Annotated in this window: 10 protein-coding genes and 2 pseudogenes; 4 read left to right on the top strand and 8 right to left on the bottom strand. The window is 62.3% G+C overall.

Annotated features, from left to right (window positions below; translation table 11 throughout):
- Positions 1-122 precede the first annotated feature (122 nt).
- The gene (locus CFII68_RS12750) at positions 123-599 is read right to left on the bottom strand and encodes an Rrf2 family transcriptional regulator (protein ID WP_018607716.1); all 477 of its coding nucleotides are present in this window, start codon (positions 597-599) and stop codon (positions 123-125) included.
- A gap of 145 nt (positions 600-744) precedes the next feature.
- Here CFII68_RS12750 and CFII68_RS12755 point away from each other — a divergent pair, with 145 nt between their 5' ends.
- Positions 745-1641, top strand: a complete 897-nt coding sequence (locus tag CFII68_RS12755; protein WP_018607714.1) for an NAD(P)/FAD-dependent oxidoreductase — start codon at positions 745-747, stop codon at positions 1639-1641.
- Positions 1642-1657: 16 nt separating this feature from the next.
- On the opposite strand, the gene CFII68_RS12760 is transcribed toward CFII68_RS12755, so the two are convergent.
- The 3 genes from CFII68_RS12760 to CFII68_RS12770 are packed head-to-tail and all read right to left on the bottom strand — an operon-like array spanning position 1658 to position 4690.
- Positions 1658-2965 carry a CitMHS family transporter gene (locus CFII68_RS12760; RefSeq protein ID WP_018607712.1) on the bottom strand — a complete coding sequence of 436 codons (1308 nt, stop codon included), beginning with the start codon at positions 2963-2965 and terminating at the stop codon, positions 1658-1660.
- Positions 2966-3017: 52 nt separating this feature from the next.
- On the bottom strand, positions 3018-3341 hold the full coding sequence (locus CFII68_RS12765) for a hypothetical protein (protein WP_003201468.1): 324 nt from the start codon (positions 3339-3341) through the stop codon (positions 3018-3020).
- Entirely contained in the window at positions 3341-4690 is a 1350-nt protein-coding gene (locus tag CFII68_RS12770) for an acyclic terpene utilization AtuA family protein (RefSeq protein WP_018607709.1), read from the bottom strand. Before CFII68_RS12770 ends, CFII68_RS12765 begins: the two co-directional genes overlap by 1 nt.
- A gap of 113 nt (positions 4691-4803) precedes the next feature.
- Between CFII68_RS12770 and CFII68_RS12775 the strand changes: the two genes are divergently transcribed.
- Complete coding sequence (locus CFII68_RS12775) at positions 4804-5694, top strand: LysR family transcriptional regulator (RefSeq protein ID WP_018607708.1); 891 nt, start codon at positions 4804-4806, stop codon at positions 5692-5694.
- A gap of 34 nt (positions 5695-5728) precedes the next feature.
- Here the strand turns inward: CFII68_RS12775 and CFII68_RS12780 are convergent, their stop codons facing one another.
- The 3 genes and pseudogenes from CFII68_RS12780 to CFII68_RS28215 form a co-directional block, all read right to left on the bottom strand.
- Positions 5729-6580 carry a CAP domain-containing protein gene (locus CFII68_RS12780; RefSeq protein ID WP_018607705.1) on the bottom strand — a complete coding sequence of 284 codons (852 nt, stop codon included), beginning with the start codon at positions 6578-6580 and terminating at the stop codon, positions 5729-5731.
- A gap of 193 nt (positions 6581-6773) precedes the next feature.
- Positions 6774-7547 (bottom strand): L-iditol 2-dehydrogenase, encoded by a 774-nt coding sequence (locus CFII68_RS12785; RefSeq protein WP_018607703.1) that lies wholly within the window; start codon positions 7545-7547, stop codon positions 6774-6776.
- Positions 7548-7706: 159 nt separating this feature from the next.
- A pseudogene (locus tag CFII68_RS28215) lies at positions 7707-8377 on the bottom strand (ABC transporter substrate-binding protein).
- Positions 8378-8650: 273 nt separating this feature from the next.
- Here CFII68_RS28215 and CFII68_RS12790 point away from each other — a divergent pair.
- The gene (locus CFII68_RS12790) at positions 8651-9553 is read left to right on the top strand and encodes an AraC family transcriptional regulator (protein WP_018607702.1); all 903 of its coding nucleotides are present in this window, start codon (positions 8651-8653) and stop codon (positions 9551-9553) included.
- A 257-nt stretch (positions 9554-9810) separates the two neighbouring features.
- Here CFII68_RS12790 and CFII68_RS12795 read toward each other — a convergent pair whose 3' ends face one another.
- Complete coding sequence (locus CFII68_RS12795) at positions 9811-11586, bottom strand: sigma-54-dependent Fis family transcriptional regulator (RefSeq protein WP_018607699.1); 1776 nt, start codon at positions 11584-11586, stop codon at positions 9811-9813.
- Positions 11587-11870: 284 nt separating this feature from the next.
- Here CFII68_RS12795 and CFII68_RS12800 point away from each other — a divergent pair.
- Positions 11871-12065, top strand: a pseudogene (locus CFII68_RS12800) (benzaldehyde dehydrogenase); the annotation flags it as partial.

Below are 12065 nucleotides of genomic sequence, written 5' to 3'. Positions count from 1 at the left end.
ACCCAACTGTGGGAGCGAGCCTGCTCGCGAAAGCGGCCTGACAACCGACCTAGCTCTGGCGGCTGTACTTCAATCCAACTGTGGGAGCGAGCCTGCTCGCGATAGCGGTACACCCACCAACATCAATGCCCGATCTGCCCCACCTGCGAAAGGTCAGCCCCGTCCTCTGCGTAAACCTGTCGAAACCGCGCGTCAAAATCCTCCGCCAACTGCGCCAGGGTAATTGCCCCCAAACGTTTGAGCAGCAATGCCTGGGCCTCGTCGAACGCATCCGTCAGCACCGCATTCACTGCTTGTTCCACCAAGCATTGCGGATGATCGGTGGACAGGCCGATGGCAAAGATCGACGTGCTGTCCAAGGCCTGGTGGATATCCAGCAACGTCATCTGCGACAGCGGCTTGCTCAAGCTCCAGCCACCGCGATGGCCTTTTTCCGAAGTGACATAACCCTGCTCCTTGAGCAGCGCCATGGTCCGGCGCACCACCACCGGGTTGGTGCCCAGCATCTGCGCGAGGGTGTCGGACGTGGCGGATTGTTGGTGGCGATCCATGTGGATCAGCACGTGGAGCATGCGGGACAGACGGGTGTCGGTTCTCATGAGCGTTGCAGCGTTCTGTGGCGGAGACGGGCGTAAGTATCGCCTGTAATTGCAAAAGTTACGAGATCGTTGACAGTTGCTTTTCAAGGAACTTACGATGTATCGAGACTTTTCAATTCCACCAAAACCACTTTGGAGAATGATCATGCGCTACGACGTCATCATCGCAGGCGGCAGCTACGCCGGTATGTCCGCGGCCTTGCAACTGGCCCGTGCCCGCCGCACCGTGCTGGTGATCGATGCCGGCCAGCGTCGCAACCGGTTCGCTGCCAGCTCCCATGGTTTTCTCGGGCAGGACGGTCGGGCCCCTGGGGACATTGCCGATGATGCCCGTCGCCAGCTAATGGCCTATCCGACGGTGGAATGGGTATCGAACACGGCGGTCAAAGCCAGCCAGGACGCGGGTGGCTTCACTTTGGAAACCCTCGGCGGGCAACGCTACAGTGCCCGGCGCCTATTGTTGGCCACCGGAGTCATCGATGAGTTGCCGGACGTGGAAGGGCTGGCGCAACGCTGGGGGAAAAGCGTATTCCATTGCCCGTATTGCCACGGCTACGAGCTGGAACAAGGCCCCATCGGGGTGTTGGCGACCTCGTCGATGTCGCTCCACCATGCCTTGATGCTGCCCGACTGGGGCCCGACGACGTTCTTCACCAATGGTGTGTTCGAGCCTGACCTTGAGCAACTGGACAGCCTGGCACGACGTGGCGTAACCCTGGTGCCGGAACGTGTCGAGCGTATTGAAGGCGAACGGGCCGACGTTGTGCTGGTCGACGGTCGTGTGATCGCCATCGACGGCCTGTTTGTCCTGCCGCGCATCCAGGTTGCCGGTTCACTCGCGGCGTCCTTGGGTTGCGCGTTTGAAGACGGCCCGCTCGGGGCTTTCATCCAGGCCGACCCCATGACGAGGGCAACCAGCGTCCCAGGTGCATTTGTCTGTGGCGATGCGGCGATGCCGTTCGGCTCGGTTGCGTTGGCTGTTGGCGATGGGGTGAGAGCGGGCTCGGGGGTGCATCGATCACTGATCTTCGATGCACATTGAGGCTTGCCCTTGAGCATTACACCTGTACCGCTCCAGTCATCACGGCGAAGGCGAGCATCACCAGGCTGACGCCCCAGGCCCAGAAGAACGTATAGGCGATGTGCTTGCGCAGCTCTACGCCGGACAACGCCAGCGCCAGGTACACGCTGGGCACCACTGGGCTGATGGAGAATCCGGTGTTCTCGCCGATCAGCATGGCCCGGGCCACGGCCTCGAGGGGGACACCCGCGGCGGCGGCCACGTCCTTGATCACCGGCAGCAGGGCGAAATAGTAGGCGTCCGGTGAGAAGATCATCCCCAGCGGAACGCCGAAGAAGCCGACGATCACATGCAGATACTGGGCAGCGCCCGCTGGCATGATATCGATCAGTGCCAATGCCATGCCATCGGACATCTTCGCGCCGGAGAGCACGCCCAGCAGGACGGCAGCGGCCATCATCACCAGGACCATTTGCAGCGCATCGGAGGCATGAGCCTTGAGGCGTTCGGCCTGGGCGTCCAGGGACGGGAAGTTCAAGGGCAGGGCGATGCCCAGTCCCACCATGAAACAGGCATACAAAGGAAAGATGCCGGTGAACAGGCACGCCAGGATCCCACCGGTCAGCGCCACGTTCAGCCAGTAGCGCAGCTCCCGGGGAGAGAGGGCGAATTCGCGGTCTTGGGGTTGCAGGCTGTCCATGTCACACGTTGCAGCCGCCCCCAGCGACATCGGTTGGCGACGCTGGGCGCGCAAGCCCAATACGGTCGCGACAACGAGCATGCACGTCAGGCCCACCATCTGCACCGGCAGCAAGCCTAGCCACAGTTGGGTGGCATCCAGCCCCGACACGGCGGCGGCGCGTGCAGTCGTTCCACCCCAAGGGACCATATTGATCACGCCGGCCGTGGTGCCAACCAGGCACAACAGCATCGCCGGGCTCATGTTCAGGCGCTTATACAAGGGCAGCAGGGCCGGGATGGTCAGCAAGAACGTGGCGGCGCCGACGCCGTCGAGATGGACCACTGACGTCACCAATACCGTCACCAGCGCCACGGCCAGCGGTTTGCCGCCTGTGCTGCGGATCAGCAGGTTGACCAAGGGATCGAACAATCCCCGGTCACGCATGATGCCGAAGAACAGGATGGCAAACAGGAACAGTGCTGCGGTCGGGGCCACCGTGATCAGGCCGGTCTTGATGAATTCACCGATCTGCCCGAGATTGAAGCCGGCCAACAGGCAAACGATCACGGGAAGGGTTGTGAACGCCACCACCGGACTGATCCTGCGCAGCAATATCAATCCGATAATGGCGAGCATCATCAGGAAACCCAGGGTTGTAATCATGTTGCAGCCTCTCTTTTTTATTGTTGTCGAAGGTTCGCGGGCGGTGAGTCGATCAGCCTTGCGGTCCGGGCAGGCGCAAGGCCAGAAGCAGGTAACTCAGGCTCTTGCCGTGGCGATCAAGACCGCAACTGCGGTTCACACCGCCCTCCAGGGCGTCCTCGAGCACGAAATTCAGCGCATTCAGGTTCGGCAGTTCATAGCGATGCACCTTGGAGGGCTGTCGCGTCGCGAATTGCTCAGCCACTCGGGCGCAGGTCAGTTCCCGTAGCAGCCATGGATAGTGGGCCGGATCGTGGGGGAACAGGGCGATGCTGAGAATGTTGCCTTTGTCGCCAGCACGGGCATGGGCATAGTCGGCAAGGGTGACCAGGTTCATCAGTACCACTCCAGGGTTGTATGGATTTCATCTCGCGGCAGCAGGAAACTGCGGGTGGTAACGGTCTCGGTGAGATGCCGGCGGACGCCACCGCCACCCGCCGGCCCGTTGGTGTAGAGAGACTCGACCTCTGCCAGCAGGGCCTCCACCAACCGTCGATCGGTGTGAGTCAGGCCGATCCGCACGCGCACATCCTCCAGGGCGGGCGCCTGGGCCAGTTGTTGTTGCAGATAACGGCCGCCCTGATCGTTGAAGAGGCTGGCGATCCCGGACAGGTCGATCCAGGGTTGGACCCCGGGTGCCAACTGGTCGAAGCGCTGCAGCAGGATTTCCCGCGCCAGCGCGGCACGCGCCACGGCGCCGGGGCCTGCGTAGGATATTTCCGCCTCACCGAACCAGAGGCTGCGCACACCCGCCAAGCCCTTGAGCGTGTCGGGACGCGGATGACCCAGCAGGCCACTGATTTCAACACGGTCATCGCCCAAGTCCTGTACACGGGCCTGGCCCAGGTCCAGCACGACATCCGGCGTCAGATAGCGTCGAGGGTCGTGTACTTCGTAAAGGAGTTGTTCCTTGACGGTCTGTTCGCTGACCCGTCCGCCGCAGTGGCGGGTCTTGCCAATGATCAGGCGGCCATCCTGATGGATTTCGGCAATGGGGCAGCCGAGATTGGCCGGGTCCGGAACGTCTTTCATCCCAGGATGAGCAAAATAGCCACCGGTGACCTGGGTGCAGCACTCCAGCAGATGACCGGCTGTGGTGGCGATGGCCATTTTCTGCCAATCGTCGGCCGACCAACCCAACCCATGGCGGATCGTCCCCACGGCCAACGACGGATCCGCGACCCGGCCACACAGCACGATGCCAGCGCCCTCGGCCAACGCCTGGGCGATACCGTCGGCCCCGGTGTAGACGTTCACTGAAACCGGGTGCTCCTCGGGACCTGAGGACAACCAGCGTTCGTAACGGGGCGGTGTTTCTTCCAACAGGTCATCACCCAGCACGCAGGCGATTTTCAGTGCAGGGAAGCGGCCCGCCAGCGTCTGGCGCAGTCGTTGCGCGGCCGCCCTGGGATTGGCGGCGCCGCCGTTGGTAATGATCGGGATGCCGGCCTCGATGCACACATCCAGCATGGGCTCAAGGAAATCGAACAGGCGCGCGGAGTATCCCGCCTGCGGGTCCAGGCGCTTGCGTAGCTGCGCCTCGGCCAGGGTCCGTTCAGCCAGCAGTTCCAGCATGATGTAGCGCTGGCCGCTGCGTTGTGCCAGGTCTTGGGCCAGGCGCAGGGCGGCATCGGGTCGATCATTGGCAAAACCGGCGCCGCAGCCGACGAGAATTGTTTTTGTCATGTCGCTTTCCACTGAGGGGTGGCACTGAAGGGTGGCCCCATAGTGGAGAGACTGGATTATTCTGTGAATTTTAAAGATAGAATCAATTGATTCATTAATTTTATGAGTTGGTCATGAACGTTTCTTTTCGTCAGCTTCGTGCCTTCATCCTTATTGCCGAGACTTCGAGCTTTACCCGCACGGCCGAACAGTTGCACCTGTCCCAGCCAGCGCTGAGCTATAGCGTCCGCAAACTGGAAGAGAGCATGGGGTTGCAGTTGCTCGCGCGTAACACCCGCAGCGTCGAGCTGACGCCCGCCGGTGAGCACTTCTTGCCCCAGGCCCGGCGCATGCTGCGGGACATGAACGACGCCGTGCGCGATGCTCGCGACACCCTGAGCCTGAGCCGTGGCACGCTCCGATTGGCAGCCTTGCCCACCGCTGCCGCGTCGTTCCTGCCGATCGCCATTGCTGCTTTCCAGCGTGAAAACCCTGGTGTGACGGTGAGCTTGCTGGACGGCCGCGCCGGGGAAATCATGGGCTGGGTGCAGCGAGGAGAGGTGGACGCCGGCATCAGTTCGTTGCCTGACGATCTGTCCGGACTGAGCTTTGTGCGCCTGCTGGATGACAATCTGGTGTTGCTGAGCCACAAGGAGCCGCAGCGTGACGGCCAGGACGACTGGAAGCGGCAACCCTATATTGCCCTCACGCCTGACACCAGCATCCGGCCCCTGGCAGACGCTGCGTTGCGCTATTTGAACGTCGATCCTGTGCCAGCCTGGGAAGTGGCGCACATGAGCACGGCCACGGCCCTGGTGCGCGAAGGGTTGGGATTTTCTCTGTTGCCGGCCAGTTGCACGGCGGTGTTCAACATCGGTGAGCAGTGTGCTGTGACCGCCATCGACCAGCCGGCGAAACGCTCGATCGGCTTGTTGCAACGCAAGCCGCTGGCCCAATCACCTTCGTTGAGCCAGTTCATGCAGCATTTGCGGCAGGTGCTGCACAAGGACGATGTCAGCCACTGAGGTTGCTCGCGATAGCGATGGCCCGGCCACCGCGCTATTGAGTGCCAAACATCGCCGTCCAATAGATCCCGGCATCGCTTTTCGGATCGGTCGCGTACCCGGCGCCCAATTCGCGGAACTGCGGGTTCATCAGGTTGGCGCAGTGCCCCGGGCTGGCCAGCCAGCCGTCTACGACCTTGAGCGCGGTGTCCTGTCCGGCGGCGATGTTCTCGCCGATCAACTGGCCCAGATAGCCGGCCAGTTCGGCGCGGTCGCCCGGCATGCGGTTGTCGCGGTCCTTGTGGTCGAAGAAATTGTTGTTGGCCATGGCCCGTGTGTGGGTCACAGCGGCCAGGGCCAAGGTGGCGTTCCAGGCCAGCGGCGTGGTGGCGGCGAAGGTTTCGGTGCCACAGCGACGCGGCTGGGTGCGGGCACTGTTGATCAGCTTCAGCAGCTTCTGGCCCTCGGCTTGCCAATCACCCAGGCGCGCCGACAACAGTGGGCGCGCGAGCACGATGCGCCATTCGCGGTCCAGGCGGCTGACGCCGATGTCGACGAACTGCGGGTCGAGTACTACCTGGCAGAAGCTTTCCTGGACGGCTTTCATGGCCGATTGCGCATCGCGCGGCCCGGACAGGCTGATGGCCTGCACATTGACCATTGGATAGGCCGCCCGCGCCAGCGCCTGCTGCAGGTCGCCGATGCCATTGGCCGACAGGATCAGCCGGGAATCCATCGCCAGCGGTGGCAACTCCAGCGAAGCCTGGCCGGCACAGCTTTGGGACTGGCTGCGGTAAAGATTGATGGACTCGACCAGTTGCGTCTCTTCGGTGGCCGCGGCACTGGTGGAGAACACCAGGCCCAGCGACAGCACGACAAGACCCACGACGGATGAAATGGCACGCATGTAAATCTCCCTTGAGCGGACGGCGCCTATGATGCGCAATTTTTGCCCCGCTGGGGCAACGGTATTCACGCTCTCTTGAAATCCCTTGAAACGGCACCGTCGGGTACCGTTCGGGACAATCCTCAGTAGTGGGATCAATTTTCAAGCGAATAAGTCCATTTCCGTCGTTTCAAGGCCATAAAAAACCAGATTATTAGCTCATCCAGTTACCGCCATCGACGTTATACGTCTGCGCCACCACGTATTCGCTCTCCGCCGAGGCCAGGAAAATCGCCATGCCGGTGAGGTCCTCCGCGGTGCCCATCCGGCCATAGGGCACCTGCAGCCCGACCTGGCGCTTCTTTTCCCCCAGCGGCAGGTTTTCGTGGCGGGCGAACAGCGCGTCCACACCGTCCCAATGCTCGCCATCCACCACGCCGGGGGCGATGGCGTTGACGTTGATCCGATGCTTGATCAAATCCAGCCCGGCGGACTGGGTGAGGCTGATCACGGCTGCCTTGGTGGCGCAATAGACGCCGACCAGCGCTTCGCCACGCCGACCGGCCTGGCTGGCCATGTTGATGATCCGGCCGCCCTGGCCCTGGCGGATCATCTGCCGCGCCGCCGCTTGCAGGGTGAACAGCGTGCCGGCGACGTTGATGGAAAACAGCCGCTCGTAGCTCTGGCGGGTGATTTCCACGATGGGCGCCAGGTCGAACAGCGCGGCGTTGTTGATCAGGATATCCAGCTTGCCCACCCGTGCCACCACGGCCGCGATGGCCTGGTCGATCGAAGCCTGGTCCGTCACGTCCATTTTGACCGCGTAGGCGCTATCGCCCAGTTCGGCGGCGGTGGCCTGGGCCCGCTCCAGGTCGATATCGGCGATCGCCACTGTGGCGCCCTCGTTGAGATAGGCCTGGGCGAACGTCCTGCCGATACCACGGGCGGCACCGGTCACCAGGGCACTTTTTCCTTCCAGTCGTTTCATGGGGTTGTCCTTTTCGAAGTACAAAAAAAGTCCTGTGGGAGCAAGGCTTGCCCGCGATGAAGCCAATGCGGTCTCTCAGAAATCGAGGTACCTGTATCGCGAGCAAGCTTTGCTCCCACAGAGGGGTAAACCTTCTAGCCACGGGGCCGGTGCCAATCGTTATTGCTTTGGATACCCGGCCCGCTTCATCTCCCGCTCGGTACTCGATTGCGCCGAGGCCAATGCCTGTTCCACCGTGATCTGTCCGGTGATGGCGGCGGTAAACAGCTTGCCGACGGAGGTACCGATGGCTTGGAACTCTGGAATCGTCACGTACTGGATGCCCACGTACGGCACCGGTTCTGCGGTGGGATGGGCCGGGTCTCGGGCATGCTCAGGCCGGCCTGTTTGAACAGGTCCGTGCGGTAATAGGTGACGGTGCTTTCGCCGTAAAAGGGCAGGGCGTAAAGCGTGTCGTTGACCGAGAGGCCTTGGCGAACGGCAGGGAAGATGTCCTCCAGGTCATACTCGGCAGGCAGGTGGGTCATCGGCTCGAGCCAGTGCTTGGCCCCCCACAGCGGGGTTTCGTAGGTGCCGATGGTCAGCACGTCGAACTGCCCGCCCTGGGTTGCGATGTCGGTGGTCAGGCGCTGGCGCAGGACATTTTCTTCGAGTACCACCCAGTTCAACGTGATGTCCGGGTGCTCGCTCTCGAAGGTTTTCGAGAGTTTTTGCATGCGGATCATGTCGGCGTTGTTCACCGTAGCGATGGTGAGGGTCTCGGTGGCCTGGCCGGCCAGGGCAAACGACAATCCCGCGAACATGACAAGCGCCTTGGGCACTGTTTTCATGAGCTTCTCCAGAGCTGCGCCTGGGCGCAGAATTATTATTGTTGTGGGGGCCGTGGCGTCGGGCTGAGCGGTTCGTCGCCAATGGCAGGCCGATTACAGCAGCGCCCGTGGAGGCCGACAAACGCAGGGAGGATCGTGCGCTGATACTTTTTTAACGCCCTTGAGTGCGGCAGGTGCGGGTTAAAAAAGTATCAGTGGCCGGTCAGGCCGAGGCTGGCGAAGCGCTGCGCACTCGGCGTAAGGTGCCCGCTATAACGATAAAAGAGGCGCGACATGCCTGATCACCGAACGCCCCTGTTCGAGCAGCGACCCGCTGAACTGGAAGTCATCCTGCCTGAGCCCGAACACAGTTTTCGCTGGTACGAGCATGACTACCCGTACCCGATGGCGCGCTGGAACCATCACCCTGAATTTGAAATCCACCTGATCCGCCAGGGCAGCGGCAAACTGTTGGCGGGCGACTACATCGGCCCGTTTGGTCCTGGCCATGTGGCGATGATTGGCCCGGACTTGCCCCACGACTGGATGGGCGACCTGGCGCCGGGCGAGCACCTGCCCGGGCGTGACGTGGTCTTGCAATTCGATGGTGCGACGCTGCTGACCTTGCGCCGAACCCTGCCCGAACTGGGCGATCTGCGGGGCCTGTTCGAACGCGCCCGCCGCGGCCTGGCCTTCGACGGCAACACCGCGCGGCAGGCCGCGTACCTGCTGGAAGCCATCGGCCCGGCCCAGGGACTGGCGCGGTTGGCGCTGTTCCTGGAACTGCTGCACACCCTCAACCAAGCCCCTGGCGACGAGGTCTTGAGCCTGGCAAGCCCTTGCTACGCGCCGACCCTCGATGCGCGCAGCTCCGAGCGCATCCATAAAGCCTTCGAATACCTGCAAGCCGAACTCACCGGCGACCTGCGCCTGTCGGTGATCGCTCGTCAATTGGACATGAGCGAGCCGGGTTTCTCGCGATTCTTCAAGCGCATCACCGGGCACGGCTTCATTGACCTGATGCGCAAGCTGCGGGTCCAGCGTGCCTGTCGCTTGCTGTTGCAGAGCGAAATGCCGGTGACCGATATCTGTTTTGAAGTGGGCTACAACAACTTGTCCAACTTCAACCGGCATTTTCGGATAGAGATGAACCAGACCCCCAGCGAGTACCGGCGGGGCGCTTTTTCCCCTGTTTGATGGAGACGGTCATGTGAGCCCGCCGAGGCCTCGACGGGACAGCCAGCGACGAGCACGATCCACCGCCATCGCGAGCAGGCTCGCTCCCACAGGGGAATTTGTGTCGGACACAGACCTTGCAGTCACCCAGAAACCAGTGTGGGAGCGAGCCTGCTCGCGATGGCGTCAGCACAGCCAACATCAATGTCAGCTGATCCACCGCCATCGCGAGCAAGCTCGCTCCCACAGGGGATTTGTGGTGGCCCCCAGGTTCGGGATTAGTCCGGGACACCCCGTTGATGCTTCTTCAACCGATAGGCGAATTGTGCCCGGCTCAGCCCCAATGAGCGTGCGGCCGCTGCCAGGTTGCCGCTGCTCAGTTGCAGGGCTTCGTTGATCAGCCGTGACTCCAGGCCGTCAATGGAGAAGTCCGAGTCCAGTTGGCTGAGGGACTGGAGCAGGGCCGGTTTTTCCGCAGCGTCGTTGGCGGCCAGGCCCATCGGCGAGAGACCGCCGTGCAGGTCCACGGAGTACGCGTCCACCGGCAGTTGTTCATTGCGAAACAGGTGGACCAGGTCAATCGCCTGGCCTTCTTCGCTGGCGATCAGGCCGCGCTCGATGAGGTTCTGCAATTCCCGCACGTTGCCCGGAAAGTCATAGCGCAGCAGGACCTTCAAGGCGCGCATGGTCAGGCCCATCGGGGTGCGGCCGTATTCCTGGCAAAAGCGCTTGAGAAAGGCATTGATCAGCAGCGGTATGTCATCGCGGCGCTCGCGCAAGGGCGGCAGGGCGATGGGGTAGACGTTGAGCCGGTAGAACAGGTCTTCACGAAACGCGCCGTCCGCCACGGCCTTGCGCAGGTTGATGTTGGTGGCCGCGACGACCCGCACATCGACCTTGATGCCGTGGCCGCCACCGACCCGTTCGATTTCCCGTTCCTGCAAGGCGCGCAGCAACTTGCTTTGCCCGGCCAGGCTCAGGCAGGTGATCTCATCCAGGAACAACGTGCCGCCATGGGCGCGCTCGAAACGCCCGGGGCGTGAATGGGTGGCCCCGGTATAGGCACCGCGTTCGACGCCAAACAGTTCCGCCTCGATCAGGTTGTCGGGGATGGCCGCGCAGTTGAGGGCGATGAACGGACCATCACGTCGGCGACTCAGCTGGTGCAGTTGGCGGGCGAACATCTCCTTGCCGACGCCGGATTCGCCGCTGACCAGCACGGTGGCGGGGGTCAAGGCCACCCGTTGCAAGGCCTGGGTCGCGGCGTTGAAGGCGGCGCTGGCACCGATCAGCGGCTGTTCGCTGTCCGGTAGCGGGGCGGTTCCGGCCACACTGTCGGACTGGCTGTCGGTGCGCGCGACGACCGCTGGCGGTGAGGCGTTGAGGTAATTGAGGTCCTGCTCGACATCGCCCCATTGCTCGGCGGTCTTGCCGACGACACGGCAGCGTTCATGCCCCATGCCTCGGCATTCCACTTCGCGGAAGATCACCAGTTGCCCGAACAGCCCACTGACGAAACCGATGGCGTAGCCCAGTTCGGTCCAGCACACCGGATCCTGACCGGTGCCATAGGCGGCGACATGCTCGTCGGCCTCACAAGAGTGATGCCAGAGAAACTCCCCTTCATAGAACCCGGAGTCGGCATCGAACTTGAAATGCAGCGGCTCGACCTTGGTCATGCCTTCAAGGGTGTGCAGATGCGTGCCGGCGCGAAACACCGCCGCGGCATCGGCGTGGGGCCAGCGTTCGCGAATCAGCCGGGCGTCCCGAGCACCGGAGGAATAGCCGGTGCGGGTGAGCATGCCACGGGCCTGTTCCAGCCCCTGGCGTTCGATGATTTCCCGGCGCAACGCACCGAAGGATGAACTGTGCAGCAGCAACATGCGCTGGTCGTTGAGCCAGATACGGCCGTCGTCGGGGGAGAAAAACAGGCACGCGGTGAGTTCTGCCGTCGTGGGCGAACTGCTGTCGGTCAGCTCTTTGCTGTCACCCCGTGGACGGAAATGCTCGGTGGCGATCCGGTGATCCGGCAACTGGCAGTGGGGATTATTCATTGTTATGCCCCTGATGGCGGGTGATCGAAATGATCATCTGGCGAGATAGTTATTAAGCATAACTTTATCAAATGAACAAGCGGCAGCTGGCCAACGGCCACGTCGGCAGATGCGTCATCAGTCTTGCACTCGATGCAGAGCATTGATCCAGAGCCCTGCGCCAGGTTTATCAAGGCCCGCAGGCAAAACCGGCACAGCGCTTGCTCAAGCACGAGTACGGCGTTTGCGTCGATACCTTCCAGGTGCGGCAAACGATGACAACAACAAAGAGCCGGGAGTGTTAAATGTCTGCATCCAAAAGCCACCTGTTGTCCCAGGTGATCGAGTCGGAATGTGTCTTCAACGGTGACTGGGTGCCTGCGTCGGGTCCGCTGCAATCGATCATTGAACCGGCCACCGGTGAGCGGCTGATGCGCTGTGCCACGGCCGACTCTGCCGACATCGCCAAGGCCAGCCGCGACGCCGCCGTGGCGCAGCCG

It is taken from the genome of Pseudomonas sp. CFII68 (assembly GCF_000416195.1).
GTDB classification, from domain to species: Bacteria; Pseudomonadota; Gammaproteobacteria; order Pseudomonadales; family Pseudomonadaceae; genus Aquipseudomonas; species Aquipseudomonas kilonensis.
This window is presented reverse-complemented; position numbering and strand designations above follow the sequence as displayed.